This window comes from Streptomyces sp. NPDC002463 (assembly GCF_042889835.1).
Classification (GTDB): domain Bacteria; phylum Actinomycetota; class Actinomycetes; order Streptomycetales; family Streptomycetaceae; genus Streptomyces; species Streptomyces nymphaeiformis.
The window spans coordinates 22,454-36,111 of record NZ_JBIARL010000022.1 but is presented as its reverse complement, the minus strand read 5'-3'; the positions used below and the strand labels follow the sequence as shown (position 1 = coordinate 36,111).

The following is a 13,658-nucleotide window of genomic DNA, read 5'->3' as shown; positions in this document are numbered from 1 at the left end:
GGCACGGGTGGGGTCTCCTCGCGGATCGGCGGGGCACGGGGGTGCGAAGAGCGGGGGGTGCGACGGTCAAGCCCTGAACCAGTGGGAGCGCTCCCACTGTGCAATGGGGGTCCCGTGCCGTCAAGGTGTGTGCGGGAGTCGAAGCCAAACGCCGGGGAATCTTCCCAACTCCTCTTTTCCTTGGCGCCAGTTGACGCTACGGTCTGCCCGACCCAGTGGGAGCGATTCCATCCAGTCGGCACACCGTCCGTGGTGTGCCCTCGCTGTGAGGACTCGCTCATGCGACATCCCCCGCGTCCGTCCGCGCTGCTCGCAGGAGCAGCGCTCACCATGGCGAGCACCGCGCTCGCCCTCATGGGTACGGCCTCCGGAGCCGCGGCCGCACCCGCCTGCACGGTGGAGTACTCGGTCGTCGGCCAGTGGGCCGGCGGCTTCCAGGGTGGCGTGACCGTCACCAACAACGGTGCGGCGCTGAACGGTTGGAGACTCGGCTTCGACTTACCGGCCGGCCAGGTCGTGAGTCAGGGCTGGGGAGGCGTCTGGTCCCAGTCCGGGAAATCGGTCACGGTCGTCAACGAGAGCTGGAACGGCGCGCTCGGCACGGGTGCGAAGGTCTCGGGCGGCTTCATCGCCTCCTGGACCGGCGCCAACACGGCGCCCACCGCCTTCACGCTCGACGGCACGCCCTGCACCACGGATGCGCCGCCCCCCACCCCGACACCCACGACGCCGACACCGACCAGCCCGACCCCCACTCCCCCGACCACCCCGCCGCCGGTCACCGGCGCGCCCGAACTCTCCGTCTCCGGCAACAGGTTCACCGATCAGAACGGCGCCACCCGCCGGCTCCTCGGCGTCAACCGCTCCGGCGGCGAGTTCATGTGCGTCCAGGGCCACGGCTTCTTCGACGGGCCCGTCGACGACGCCTCCGTCCAGGCCATCGCCGGCTGGAAGGCCAACACGGTCCGCATTCCCCTCAACGAGGAGTGCTGGCTCGGTCTCGACAACATCAGGCCCGAGTACCGCGGTACGGACTACATCGCCGCCGTCAAGGACCTGGTGGCCAAGGTGCTCGCCCACGGCATGACCCCCGTGGTCGAACTCCACTGGACGCACGGCCAGTACACCGGGAACTCGGCGGCCTGCTCCGACGTGTACGCCTCCTGCCAGAAACCGATGCCGGACGCCCAGTACACCCCGGCGTTCTGGACCTCGGTGGCGAACACCTTCAAGAACGACAGGCGGATCGTCTTCGACCTGTTCAACGAGCCCTATCCGGACCGGGCGACCTCCACCGCCACGCAGGCCTGGTCCTGCTGGCGCGACGGCGGCGCCTGCCCCGGCATCGGCTACGAGGTCGCCGGCATGCAGGACCTGGTGGACGCCGTCCGCGCCACGGGGGCGAGGAACCTCGTCCTCGTCCCGGGTCTCGCGTACTCCAACGACCTCGGTCAGTGGCTCGCGTACCGCCCCACGGACCCGGCGGGCAATCTGGCCGCCGCCTGGCACGTCTACGACTTCAACGCCTGTGCCGACGAGACGTGCTGGAGCGACACCCTCGCCCCGGTCGCCGCCCACGTACCGCTCCTCGCGGGCGAGATCGGCGAGAACACCTGCGGGCACGCGTTCATCGACCGCGTCATGCGGTGGTTCGACGACCGCGGCCTCTCGTACCTGGGCTGGACCTGGAACACCTGGAACTGCGGGTCCGGTCCCGCACTGATCACCTCGTACGACGGAACCCCCACCCCGTTCGGCATCGGGCTGCGCGACCACCTGCGCGCCCTCACCCCCTGAGAGGAACCCCCGACTCATGAGCCGCACCAGCCGCACCGCCCTCCTGGCGGCCCTCGGTCTCGTCACCGCGACCGGCGCCACCGCCACGGTCTTCGGCGCCACCGCCGGCGCCGCCACCCCCGGCTGCACGGTCGACTACCAGATCACCAACCAGTGGAACACCGGCTTCGGCACCAACGTGACCGTCACCAACACCGGTGACCCGGTGGCCGCCTGGACCCTGGAGTGGTCCTTCGCCGGCAACCAGCAGGTCACCCAGGGCTGGAACGCCACCCTCACCCAGTCCGGCGCCGCCGTCACCGCCCGGAACGTCTCCTACAACGGGACCCTGGCGACGGGCGGTTCCACCTCCTTCGGCTTCAACGGCTCGTACAGCGGCACCAACGCCGTGCCCGCGACCTTCAAGCTGAACGGGGTCGTCTGCAACGGCGCCACGCCGCCCACGACACCTCCGACCACTCCCCCGACCACGCCTCCCACCACACCCCCGACGACCCCGCCGACCGGCGGCAAGGCCGACAACCCGTACGCCGGCGCCAAGGTGTACGTGAATCCCGAGTGGTCCGCGAAGGCGGCGGCCGAGCCCGGCGGGACCAAGGTCTCGAACCAGCCCACCGGCGTCTGGCTGGACCGGATCGCCGCCATCAACGGTTCCGGCACGTCCATGGGCCTGCGCGCCCACCTCGACGAGGCCCTGAAGCAGAAGGGCTCCGGCGAGCTCGTCGTCCAGCTGGTCGTCTACGACCTTCCGGGCCGCGACTGCGCCGCCCTCGCCTCCAACGGCGAGCTCGGCCCGACGGAGATCGGCCGCTACAAGACCGAGTACATCGACCCGATCGCCGCGATCCTCGCCGACTCCAGGTACGCGGGGCTGCGGATCGTCACCACGGTCGAGATCGACTCGCTGCCCAACCTGGTCACCAACGTCTCCGGGCGTCCCACGGCCACCCCGAACTGCGACGTCATGAAGGCGAACGGCAACTACATCACCGGCGTCGGATACGCGCTCAAGAAGCTCGGCGCGATCGCCAACGTCTACAACTACGTCGACGCCGGCCACCACGGCTGGCTCGGCTGGGACGACAACTTCGGCGCCTCCGCCGAACTGTTCAAGCAGGCCGCCACCGCCGAGGGCTCGACCCTCTCGAACGTGCACGGCTTCATCGTCAACACCGCCAACTACAGCGCCCTCAAGGAGGACCACTTCTCGATCGGCGACAGCGTGAACGGCGTGTCCGTACGCCAGTCCAAGTGGGTGGACTGGAACCGGTACACCGACGAACTGTCGTACGCCCAGGCCATGCGCGCCAAGCTCGTATCGCTCGGTTTCGACAGCGGCATCGGCATGCTGATCGACACCTCCCGCAACGGCTGGGGCGGCACCGCCCGGCCCACCGGACCGGGCGCGACGACCAGCGTCGACACGTACGTCGACGGCGGCCGCTACGACCGGCGCCTCAACCCCGGGAACTGGTGCAACCAGTCCGGTGCGGGCCTCGGCGAACGCCCCCAGGCGGCTCCGGCCGCGGGCATCGACGCGTACGTCTGGATGAAGCCCCCGGGCGAGTCCGACGGCGCCTCCAAGGAGATCCCGAACAACGAGGGCAAGGGCTTCGACCGGATGTGCGACCCGACGTACACGGGCAACGTCCGTAACGGGAACAGCATGTCGGGCGCGCTGCCGGACGCCCCGCTCGCGGGCCAGTGGTTCTCGGCCCAGTTCCAGGAGCTCCTGAAGAACGCCCACCCGGCGCTGTAGCCCCCTCGCACGAGGACCGCGGCCGGCCGGACCCCTCGGGTCCCGCCGGCCGCGGTGCCGTACGAAGCCCGGCCGGGGGAAGCTCAGGACGACTCGCGCACCACCAGCTCCGTCGGCAGCACGTGCCGGCGCGGCTCCTCCGGCGCGGCCCCCGTGCCCTCGTGGATCTCCTGGATCAGCATCCGCGCCATCGTGCGGCCCATCTCCTCGATGGGCTGGCGCACGCTCGTCAGCGGCGGGTCCATGAGCCGCGCCACCGGGGAGTCGTCGACCCCGACGAGCGCCACGTCCTCCGGCACCCGGCGGCCCGCCTCCCGCAGGGCTCCGCGCGCGCCGGCGGCCATCACGTCGGAGGCGGCGAAGACGGCGTCCAGGTCCGGTCTGTGGTCGAGGAGCTGCCGCATGGCGCGGCGGCCGCCCTCCTCGGTGAAGTCGCCGGTCGCCACCAGGGCCTCGTCGGGCGGGAGCGCGGCCTCCGTGAGACCGGCCCGGTAGCCGCCGAGCCGGGCGCGCGCCACGTACATGTCGAGGGGGCCGGTGACGGTCGCGATACGGCTCCGGCCGCGCCCCACCAGGTGGGCGACGGCCGCGCGCCCGGCGCCGATGTTGTCGGAGTCGACGTACGGCACGGGTTCGGCCTCGGCGCGGCGGCCGTTGAGGACGACCGGGAGGCCCAGTTCCCTGATGCGGTCGGGCAGCGGGTCGTCGCCGTGGACCGAGGCGAGCAGGACGCCGTCGACGCGCTGGGCGGCGAGGTACTGCTCGAAGCGGTGCCGTTCCTGCTCGCTGCGGACCAGGGTGAGCAGGAGCTGCTTGTCGGCCTCGGCGAGTTCGGCGCTGACCCCTCGGATGAGGTCGAGGAAGTAGGGCTCGGCGAAGAGGCGGGCCTCGGCCTCGGGGATGACGAGCGCGATCGCGTCGGTGCGGCTGCCCGCGAGGGCGCGGGCGGCCTGGTTGGGCACGTAGCCGAGCTCGGCGACGGCCCGGGCGACGGCCGTCCTGGTCTGCTCGCTGACCCGGGGGGAGCCGTTGATGACCCGGGAGACCGTACCCCGGCCGACGCCGGCCCTGGCCGCGACCTGCTCCAGGGTGGGTCTGCCGCTCTGCCGTCCGCTCACGACTCCCGAACTCCCCTCGTAGGACCACTCGTGGCACACCACGGCGCCCCCGAACCGGATGGGAGCGCTCCCACACTAGTCCACCGCGAGCTCGTCGCGCCACGCGCCCGCGTTCAGGAGATGACGGCGCGACACCCGCCGGGCGCCGCGAAACCCCCCGTAAACCTTCCGGTAACGAATCCGCGTTCATGTCTTGACACTCACACCCGCCAGGCAGCAACCTTCCGGCAACGACGTGGGAGCGCTCCCATGCAGCCCACGCAGCCCCATAAGCCCATACGCCCCCTACGCCGGCCGGGCCTCTTGGCGCACAAAGAGCACCACCTTGGACGAGGAGAGTGGAATGCGCACTTCCAGCAGCAGACGCGGACGCCGTGCGGCGCTCGCGGCGGTCGCCGTCGTCGTGACCGGCACGACCCTGCTCACCGGTTGCGGCAGCGACGAGGACAGCGACGGCGCGAGCGGCTCGGGCTCCGGGAAGATCACGCTGCGGATCGGGACCTTCGGTTCCTTCGGCTACGACAACAAGACCGGCGCCAAGCTGTACGCCGAGTACGAGCGGCTCCACCCGAACATCAAGATCGAGGAGTCGAACGTCTCCGACGGCCAGAAGTACTGGGACACGCTGAAGCTGCGCCTCACCCAGAACAGCGGCGTCGCCGACATCCAGGCCGTCGAGGTGGGCTACATCGCCGAGGCGACCGGCACCGCCATGGCGAACAAGTGGGTCGACCTGGGCAAGGAGGGCGGCGCGAACCTCGGCGACTTCCTCGACTGGAAGGTCAAGCAGGCCACGACGGCCGACGGCAAGGTCATCGGCCTCGGCACCGACATCGGGCCCATGGCCATCTGCTACAACAAGGACCTCTTCGCCAAGGCCAAGCTGCCGACCACCCGCGAGGAGGTCGGCAAGCTGTGGGCCGGCGACTGGTCCAAGTTCATCGAGACCGGCGAGAAGTACAAGGCGGCCGCGCCCGCCGGCACCGCCTTCCACGACTCCGCGAGCGGCCTCTTCAACGCCGTCGTCTCCAGCGACCCGGTGCAGTACGCCAACGCGAGCGGCGAGCTCGACTGGGAGAACAGCCCCGGCGTGAAGAAGGCCTGGGACACCGCCGTGAAGGCGGCCCAGGGCGGACTCACCGCCAAGCTGCGCCAGTTCGACGAGAAGGGCACGTGGAACGCGGCCTTCAAGAACTCGAAGTTCGCCACGGTCGCCTGCCCGAGCTGGATGACCGGCATCATCAAGGACCAGGCCGGCCCCGCCAACCAGGGCAAGTGGGACATCGCCGCGCCGCCGGTCGCCGGAAACTGGGGCGGCTCCTTCCTCGCCGTGCCCAAGGCCGGCAAGCACACCAAGGAGGCCGCCGAGCTCGCCGCCTGGCTGACCGCCCCGGCGCAGCACGCCAAGGTCTTCGCGGTCAACGGCAACATCCCCTCGTCCAAGGACACGCTGCTCTCCTCGGCCGTCCAGGAGGCGAAGCTGCCGTACTTCGGCGACACCCCGGTCGGCAAGATCTTCTCCAGCGCGGCGGTCGGCATCACCCCCGCCGTCATCAGCCGCTACGACGGCCAGGTGAAGACCTTCCTCACCGACAACGGCATCCTCGACATCGAGCAGCGGGGCACCGACCCGGCCAAGGCCTGGGAGAACGTCAAGAAGCTGGTCGACGACAAGATCGACCACTAGGCCCCGTCCGGACGGGGGCGCCCGCCGGTCCGCCGCCGCCTGCCGGGCGGCGGACCGGCACCGCCCGCACCACCGCACGCATCGACCTGGAAGGACGCCCCCGTGGCCACCTCCCTTCGGGCGAAGCGGGCCGGTTCCCCGCCGCCCGCCGCACCGCCCTCCTCCCCCGGCGGCCCCCGCGGCCGCCGTGCCGCCCCGGGCGGCTGGCGCAGCGCCCTCTACCGCTGGGACGTCAAGGCGATCCCGTACGTCTTCGTCGCCCCCTTCTTCCTCACCTTCGCGGCCTTCGGGCTCTTCCCGCTGCTCTACACCGGCTGGCTCTCGCTGAACCGGGTCGAGCTCGGCGGCGACCCGACGTGGAAGGGCCTGGAGAACTACACCGACCTCGCGACCAGCGAGTTCTTCTGGAACGCGCTCCTCAACACCTTCACCATCGGGGTGATATCGACCGTTCCGCAGCTGCTCATGGCCCTGGGCCTGGCGCACCTGCTCAACTACAAGCTCCGCGGCCGCGGCTTCTTCCGGGTCGCGATCCTCGCCCCGTACGCCACCTCGATCGCGGCGGCGACGCTGGTCTTCGCCCAGCTGTTCAACACCGACTACGGGATGATCAACGGCATCCTCGACTGGACCGGCATCGGCCCGGTCGACTGGGAGTCGTCCAAGTGGCCGGCGCAGATCGCGATCTCGGTGATCGTCACCTGGCGCTGGACCGGCTACAACGCGCTGATCTACCTGGCCGCGATGCAGGCCGTTCCGCAGGACCTGTACGAGGCGGCCTCGCTCGACGGGGCCTCGCGCTGGCGGCAGTTCCTCAGCGTCACCATCCCGTCGATCCGGCCGACGATCCTCTTCACGATCATCGTCTCCACCATCGGCGCGACCCAGCTGTTCGGCGAGCCGATGCTCTTCGGCGGCAGCGTCGGCATCAGCGGCGGCAGCGGCAACCAGTTCCAGACGCTGAGCCTGCTGATGTACGAGAAGGGCTGGGTGACCGGCGCGCTCGGGCAGGCCTCCGCGATCGCCTGGGTCATGCTCCTGCTCCTCCTCCTGATCGGCGGCGTCCAGGCGCTGGTCTCCCGCCGCAACCGCACCAAGCTGGGGGGATGACCTCATGGCCCGCACACTCACCCCGCGCCGCACCGGGTTCCGCCCGTCGGCCGGCCGTCAGCACCACGCGGGACCGCTGACGTACGTCCTGCTCACCGTCGCCGCCGTCGTCTCGCTCTTCCCGCTGTACTGGAACGTGGTCGCCGCCTCCCACACCGGCGAGCGGGTCGTGGAGGCCCCGGCGCCGCTGCTGCCCGGCAAGCGGCTCCTGGACAACCTGGAATTCGCCTGGAACCAGGTCGACATGGGCGAGGCGCTGGTCAACACCACGGTCGTGGCGAGCCTGGTGGCGCTGTCCACCGTGCTCTTCTCCACCCTCGCCGGCTTCGCCTTCGCCAAACTGCCCTTCCGGGGCCGGGGCATGCTGCTCTCGCTCGTGGTCGCCACGATGACGGTCCCGCCGCAGCTCAGCGTGATCCCGCTCTACCAGATCATCACGGACCTCGGCTGGTTCGACCAGCTCCAGTCGGTGGTGCTGCCCTCGCTCGTCGCCGCCTTCGGCGTGTTCTTCATGCGCCAGTTCCTCGTGGAGGCGCTGCCGATGGAGCTGGTGGAGGCCGCTCGGATGGACGGGGCGCACAGCCTGCGGATCATCTGGCACGTGGTCTTCCCCGTGGCCCGGCCGGCGATGGCCGTGCTCGGCATGCTGGTCTTCGTCCAGGCCTGGAACGACTTCTTCTGGCCGTTCATCGCGCTCACCCCGGACGGCAACCCCACCCTTCAGGTGGCGCTCGCCGGGCTCGGCGCGGGCAACCACAGCGTGAACCAGGCCGTGGTGCTGACCGGGGCGCTGATCTCCACCGTGCCGCTGCTGCTCGTCTTCACCCTCCTCGGCAAGCACATCGTCGGCGGCATCACGGCCGGCGCCGTGAAGAGCTGACGAGCCCTCTGTTCCATTACCCCGTACCCGTGTTGGGAGCCCTCTCCTATGACCGCGCCCGAAACCCGGCCGCTCACCGCCACCCGTTCGTTCCCCGCCGACTTCCTGTGGGGCGCCGCCACCGCCGCGTACCAGATCGAGGGAGCGGCGGCGGAGGACGGCCGTACCCCCTCCATCTGGGACACCTTCTCGCACACCCCCGGCAAGGTCTTCGAGGGCCACACCGGTGACGTGGCCGTCGACCACTACCACCGGTTCCGCGAGGACGTCGGGATCATGGCCGAACTCGGCCTGAACGCCTACCGGTTCTCCGTCTCCTGGTCCCGGGTCCAGCCCACAGGCCGGGGGCCTGCCGTGCAGCAGGGCCTCGACTTCTACCGGCGGCTCGTCGACGAGCTGCTCGCCGCCGGCATCGAACCGGCCCTGACGCTCTACCACTGGGACCTGCCGCAGGAGTTGGAGGACGCCGGCGGCTGGCCCGAGCGGGCGACCGCCGAGCGGTTCGCCGAGTACGCGGGGATCGTCGCCGACGCCGTGGGCGACCGGGTGAAGCGGTGGACCACGCTCAACGAGCCGTGGTGCAGCGCCTTCCTGGGGTACGGCTCCGGGGTCCACGCCCCCGGCCGGACCGAGCCGGTGGCCTCGCTGCGTGCCGCCCACCACCTCAACCTCGGGCACGGCCTTGCGGTCCAGGCGCTGCGCGCCGCGCTGCCCGCGGACCGGCAGATCGCGGTCTCGCTCAACCTGCACGAGATCCGTCCGCTGACCTCCTCGCCGGAGGACCTGGACGCGGCCCGACGGATCGACGCCGTCGGCAACCGGATCTGGCTGGGCCCGATGCTGGAGGGCGCCTACCCGGAGGACCTGTTCGCCGACACGGCGCACCTCACCGACTGGTCCTTCGTCCGGGACGGCGACACCGCGACGGCGCACCAGCCGCTGGACCTCCTTGCGATCAACTACTACACGCCGACGGTCGTCTCGACCGTCCCCGAGGGTGCGGAGAAGCCGCAGGACGACGGGCACGGCAACAGCGACCACTCGCCGTGGCCGGGCGCGGACGCGGTCGCCTTCCACCGGGCGCCCGGCGAGCCTACGGCGATGGGCTGGGCGGTCGACCCGAGCGCGCTGTACGACCTGCTGACCCGGGTCTCCGCGGCGTACCCCGAACTCCCGCTGGTGATCAGCGAGAACGGTGCGGCGTACGAGGACGTGGTGGGTCCGGACGGTGCGGTGCACGACCCGGAGCGCGCCGCCTATGTGCACGCGCACCTGGAGGCGGTGCACCGGGCGATGGCGGACGGGGTGGACGTGCGGGGCTACTTCCTCTGGTCGCTGCTCGACAACTTCGAGTGGTCGTACGGCTACGCGAAGCGGTTCGGCGCGGTGCGGGTGGACTACGACACCCTGGAGCGCACCCCGAAGTCCAGCGCCCGCTGGTACGCGCGGGTGGCGCGCTCGGGCGAGCTGCACGCGCCGGGCGGGCACTGAGGCGGAACGGGAGAGGGCCGTGCCGGACGTCCGGCACGGCCCTCGCTCACGTACTGATCGCCTGTCAGATGTCGACGACGCGGTAGCCGATGACGTAGATGCCGCCGGAGCCCTCGACCGTGCGCCACTGGGTCTCGGCGCCGACCTCGCTGCCGGTGACGAGCGTGGCGCCGAGCTTGTCGTCGCTGCTGGTGGTGTCGTAGTCCCACAGGGTCAGGGTGCGGGCCTGCTCCTTGCCGAGGATGAGCGCGGCGTTGCCGTTGCCGTCCTCCATGGAGCGGACGTAACCGGTTCCCATGGTCTGGTACTTGATGCCGTTGCCGGGCCAGACCTTGACGGCGTTGCCGTTGGCGTCGGTGATCTTGAGGTAGGCCTCGTCGTGGTCGCCCTCGCTGTTCTGCTGGCAGTGCAGCTCGAACAGCTCGATCTTCACGTAGTCGATCGGCTCGGCGTGCGCGGTGCCGGCGAAGGCGCCGAGGCTGCCGAGTCCGAGCAGGGCGGTGGCGGCCGTTCGGACGACTCGGTTCTTGCGCATGTGGTCCCCCCACACATTCGGGTCACGGGTGTGACGTGGTGTCCGGTCCGCCTTCCCCGGCGGGCCCGGTGTGCCGTTTCCCCCCGGGCACGACACTCACTGTGCCCGGCGGTCCCGCCCCGGCTCTACGCGCGTTCCACTGGGCGGAACAGCCGCTAGAAGGCGATCGTTCTCGGCGGGACCGGCCCCCGGTGCCCGCCACGGGCGAGCGCGCGGGTCACCGCGGCTCCCGCCTCGGCGACGGCCTGGGCGAGGACGTCGAGTCCGCGGCCGGCCGGGACCATGCCGGCGAGCGCCGCGACCGTACGGCCGTCCGGAGCGCGGACCGGCAGCGCGGCGCAGCACACCCCGTCCATGACGTCCTCGCGGTCGAGCACCGGCCCGCCCCTGAGCGGCCCGCGCAGTGCCTTTCCGGCGGCGGTGTCGAGGCGGAACGCGATGCCGTCGCGTACGGGGAGCAGCGGCTCCAGGTCGCCGGGCACGGAGCCGACCGTGATCGCCATGTCCTCGCGCATCACGGCGAGGACGACGCTGGCGCCGGTGGCGGCCCGGAGGCGCTGGAGCGGCAGCCGGGCGGCGGGACGCAGGCCGGGGTGCGGTTCCCAGGCCTGGCCGAGGCGGTAGAGCTGCGGGCCGACCCGGTAGCGGTTGCCCTTCCTTTCGACGGCGCCGACGCCGATCAGCTGGTCGAGCAGCCGGTGGACGCTGCCCTTGGGCACGCCGCAGGCGAGTGCGAGTTCGGTCACCCCGGCCTCGTCGCCGTTCCGGCGCAGGGCGTCGAGCAGCGCGAACGCTCCTTCGAGCACTCCCCGGCCGCGCTCCTGGCGCTGCGGCGCGGCCGTCTCCGCGACGCCGCCGGTTCTCCGTGCCGTTCCGGTGTCCATGAGTCCCCCTGACTCGGTACGCCCGGCCGTGGTCCCCCGATGGCACGGCTGCGGGCACACGTCACAGAGTGCCCCAGACCCGGCCATTGCGACGAAGGGCTTGCGCTGCCGGTCGTGTCGCCGCGCGCCCGGCCCGATCGGCGGGGGACCCCGTAGGGTGGTCGGACATGAGAGACGCCCAACCGCCCGCAGCCCGGTCCCGTCGGCGCAGGACCGCCGCACTGGTGGCCGTGGCCACCGCCGTCGCGGGGCTCGCGACCGTGTTCGTCGTCGCCGCACCGCCGTCGCAGTCCGAGCCCCGCCCGGCGGCGTCCGCCGCGGCGGCGAGCCCGTGGATGCGCGCGGCGGGGGCGCCGCTGACGGTGATCGCCCACCGGGGTGCGCCGTCCGCGGCCCCGGAGAACACGCTGGTCTCGGACGAGGTGGCCCGGCGGGGCGGGGCGGTCTGGATCGAGAACGACGTGCAGCCCAGCAAGGACGGCGTGCCGTACATCCTCCACGACACGACCGTCGACCGGACCACGGACGGCACGGGGGCGATCCGCTCGCTGACCTCCGCCCAGCTGGACGCCCTGGACGCCGGGTCCTGGTTCGCCCCCGCCTACGCGGGCACCCGGGTGCCGACCCTGGCCGCGCAGCTCGCGGACCTGCGGGAGCGCGGCGGGAAGCTGCTCCTGGAGATCAAGGGCCGGCACACGCGCGCCGAGGTGGCCCGGATCGTCCGGGACGTCCGCGACCAGGACATGACGGACCGGGTCTTCGTCCAGAGCTTCGACGTCCCGTCCCTGCGGTACGCGCACGAACTGGCGCCCGAGCTGCCGCTGGGCCTGCTGCGCAGCACCCTGGACGCCGACCCCGTCGCGGTCGCCAAGGATCTGGACCTCGCCGCGTACAACGTCGCGGACACCGCGCTCGCCACCCGTCCGCAGGCGGTCGGCGACCTTCACGCGGCGGGCGTGGCCGTGAACGTGTGGACGGTCGACACGCCGGCGCGCTGGAAGGCGCTGGACGCGCTGGGCGTGGACGGCGTCATCACGAACCGGCCGACGGAACTGGGCGGCTGGTCGTCGGGCCAGGGGAACTGACCGACACCGGTCCGGCGCCCCCACCCGTGTGAGCCCGCACCCGGCGGGGCGGTGCCCACTGCCGTGTGGGCAATCGTCCCGCCGGGGCGAGGGGGGTCCCCCCTGCTCGATCGAAGCCGAGAGCTCGGGGGAGGGTGGGCACACGGGACGGCGCCCTCAGCGGCGCCTCCGCGTCCCGCGCCTGGACCCGCACCACCAGGGCGCCGTCGCTCGCGATGCGGGTTCAGGGCGCGGGAGCCTCTGGCGCCGGCACGGGCGCCGTTCCGTTGTGCCCACCCGTTCCGCCCCGGCGGAACGCATGCCCACAACGGGGGCGCGGGCGCGACACATGGTGTTCACACGCAGACGGGAATGCCCCTCCCCCGACCGCCCGTTGCCCCGTGCATGACTCTTGGCGTGACCCTCAGTTCCACCTCCCGGCAGCTTCCCGTCGACGACACCGTGCGGCTCGCGAGGGAGGCGTACGGCGCCGGGCTGCACTCGGCGTGGTTCGGGCAGACCTTCGCCTACGACTCTCCCTCGCTCGCCGCGATCGTCGGGCGCGAGGTGCCCGGACTGCATGTCGGGACGTCCGCGATACCCGTCTTCGGTCGCCATCCGCTGCTCGTCTCCAGCCAGGCGCAGACCGCGCAGGCCGCCACCGGCGGCCGCTACCACCTCGGGCTCGCCCTCGGCACCCGGCATCTGACCGAGACCGCGTTCGGTCTGCCGTACGAGCGGCCGATCGGGCTGCTCAGGGAGTTCCTCACCGCTCTGCGGCCGCTCCTGGAGACGGGCGAGGCGGACTTCCACGGGGAGTTGCTGACCGCGACGACGCCCTACCCGGCCGCGGTTCCGGGGGCGGCCCCGGTACCGGTGCTCGTCGCCGCGATGGGCCCGCAGGCGCTGCGTGTCAGCGGTGAACTCGCGGACGGCGTCCTGCCGTTCCTCGCGGGTCCGCGGGCGCTGGAGAGGGACATCGTCCCGGCCGTGACCGCGGCCGCCGAGGCGGCGGGCCGGCCGGCGCCCCGGATCGTGGCGCTCGTGCCGGGCGTGGTGACGGCGGACGCCGAGGGCGTACGGGAGAAGGCGGCGAAGGCGCTCGCGCTGTACGAGCGGATTCCCTCGTACCAGCGGGCGATCGAGCTCTCCGGCGCCGACGGTGCGGCCGGAGTGGCCGCGATCGGGGACGAGGAGACGGTCGCGGCAGAGGTGCGGCGCTACCGCGAGGCGGGCGCGACGGAGGTGGTGTTCACCGCGACGGACCTCGGGGGCGAGGAGGACCGCCGCCGCACCTGGAGGCTGCTCGGCGAGCTGTCGCGCGGCTGAACCA

General features: G+C 72.0%; 11 protein-coding genes. 8 read left to right on the top strand and 3 right to left on the bottom strand.

Going from position 1 to position 13,658, the window contains the following annotated elements; translation table 11 throughout:
- Positions 1 to 279: 279 nt before the first annotated feature.
- A complete protein-coding gene (locus tag ACFYX3_RS33735) occupies positions 280 to 1,797 on the top strand; it encodes a cellulase family glycosylhydrolase (RefSeq protein ID WP_389021754.1) in 1,518 nt (505 codons plus the stop codon).
- A 16-nt stretch (positions 1,798 to 1,813) separates the two neighbouring features.
- Entirely contained in the window at positions 1,814 to 3,556 is a 1,743-nt protein-coding gene (locus ACFYX3_RS33730; protein WP_389021751.1) for a glycoside hydrolase family 6 protein, read from the top strand.
- 83 nt (positions 3,557 to 3,639) lie between these two features.
- Here ACFYX3_RS33730 and ACFYX3_RS33725 read toward each other — a convergent pair whose 3' ends face one another.
- Positions 3,640 to 4,674 (bottom strand): LacI family DNA-binding transcriptional regulator, encoded by a 1,035-nt coding sequence (locus ACFYX3_RS33725; protein ID WP_389021748.1) that lies wholly within the window; start codon positions 4,672 to 4,674, stop codon positions 3,640 to 3,642.
- Between the two features lie 343 nt (positions 4,675 to 5,017).
- Between ACFYX3_RS33725 and ACFYX3_RS33720 the strand changes: the two genes are divergently transcribed.
- The 4 genes from ACFYX3_RS33720 (at position 5,018) to ACFYX3_RS33705 (ending at position 9,842) form a co-directional block, all read left to right on the top strand.
- Positions 5,018 to 6,361, top strand: coding sequence for an ABC transporter substrate-binding protein (locus ACFYX3_RS33720; RefSeq protein WP_389021744.1), 1,344 nt, complete (start codon positions 5,018 to 5,020; stop codon positions 6,359 to 6,361).
- 102 nt (positions 6,362 to 6,463) lie between these two features.
- Positions 6,464 to 7,471, top strand: a complete 1,008-nt coding sequence (locus ACFYX3_RS33715; RefSeq protein ID WP_389021740.1) for a carbohydrate ABC transporter permease — start codon at positions 6,464 to 6,466, stop codon at positions 7,469 to 7,471.
- A 4-nt stretch (positions 7,472 to 7,475) separates the two neighbouring features.
- Positions 7,476 to 8,351 carry a carbohydrate ABC transporter permease gene (locus ACFYX3_RS33710; RefSeq protein ID WP_389021737.1) on the top strand — a complete coding sequence of 292 codons (876 nt, stop codon included), beginning with the start codon at positions 7,476 to 7,478 and terminating at the stop codon, positions 8,349 to 8,351.
- 48 nt (positions 8,352 to 8,399) lie between these two features.
- Complete coding sequence (locus tag ACFYX3_RS33705; RefSeq protein ID WP_352029366.1) at positions 8,400 to 9,842, top strand: GH1 family beta-glucosidase; 1,443 nt, start codon at positions 8,400 to 8,402, stop codon at positions 9,840 to 9,842.
- 64 nt (positions 9,843 to 9,906) lie between these two features.
- Here the strand turns inward: ACFYX3_RS33705 and ACFYX3_RS33700 are convergent, their stop codons facing one another.
- Entirely contained in the window at positions 9,907 to 10,377 is a 471-nt protein-coding gene (locus tag ACFYX3_RS33700) for a hypothetical protein (RefSeq protein WP_376583141.1), read from the bottom strand.
- Positions 10,378 to 10,532: 155 nt separating this feature from the next.
- The gene (locus ACFYX3_RS33695; RefSeq protein WP_389021732.1) at positions 10,533 to 11,261 is read right to left on the bottom strand and encodes an IclR family transcriptional regulator; all 729 of its coding nucleotides are present in this window, start codon (positions 11,259 to 11,261) and stop codon (positions 10,533 to 10,535) included.
- A gap of 167 nt (positions 11,262 to 11,428) precedes the next feature.
- Here ACFYX3_RS33695 and ACFYX3_RS33690 point away from each other — a divergent pair, with 167 nt between their 5' ends.
- Together ACFYX3_RS33690 and ACFYX3_RS33685 are read left to right on the top strand one after the other, a co-directional pair.
- Positions 11,429 to 12,346: a glycerophosphodiester phosphodiesterase gene (locus tag ACFYX3_RS33690; RefSeq protein ID WP_376583137.1), complete on the top strand. Its 918-nt coding sequence runs from the start codon at positions 11,429 to 11,431 to the stop codon at positions 12,344 to 12,346.
- Between the two features lie 384 nt (positions 12,347 to 12,730).
- Entirely contained in the window at positions 12,731 to 13,654 is a 924-nt protein-coding gene (locus ACFYX3_RS33685) for a TIGR03564 family F420-dependent LLM class oxidoreductase (RefSeq protein WP_389021728.1), read from the top strand.
- Positions 13,655 to 13,658: the final 4 nt, after the last annotated feature.

Bases quoted from the DNA above. Each gene is read 5' to 3' on its own strand.
- ACFYX3_RS33735 (WP_389021754.1), top strand. From the start codon at position 280: ATGCGACATCCCCCGCGTCCGTCCGCGCTGCTCGCAGGAGCAGCGCTC.
- ACFYX3_RS33730 (WP_389021751.1), top strand. From the start codon at position 1,814: ATGAGCCGCACCAGCCGCACCGCCCTCCTGGCGGCCCTCGGTCTCGTC.
- ACFYX3_RS33720 (WP_389021744.1), top strand. From the start codon at position 5,018: ATGCGCACTTCCAGCAGCAGACGCGGACGCCGTGCGGCGCTCGCGGCG.
- ACFYX3_RS33710 (WP_389021737.1), top strand. From the start codon at position 7,476: ATGGCCCGCACACTCACCCCGCGCCGCACCGGGTTCCGCCCGTCGGCC.
- ACFYX3_RS33705 (WP_352029366.1), top strand. From the start codon at position 8,400: ATGACCGCGCCCGAAACCCGGCCGCTCACCGCCACCCGTTCGTTCCCC.
- ACFYX3_RS33700 (WP_376583141.1), bottom strand. From the start codon at position 10,377: ATGCGCAAGAACCGAGTCGTCCGAACGGCCGCCACCGCCCTGCTCGGA.
- ACFYX3_RS33695 (WP_389021732.1), bottom strand. From the start codon at position 11,261: ATGGACACCGGAACGGCACGGAGAACCGGCGGCGTCGCGGAGACGGCC.
- ACFYX3_RS33690 (WP_376583137.1), top strand. From the start codon at position 11,429: ATGAGAGACGCCCAACCGCCCGCAGCCCGGTCCCGTCGGCGCAGGACC.
- ACFYX3_RS33685 (WP_389021728.1), top strand. From the start codon at position 12,731: ATGACTCTTGGCGTGACCCTCAGTTCCACCTCCCGGCAGCTTCCCGTC.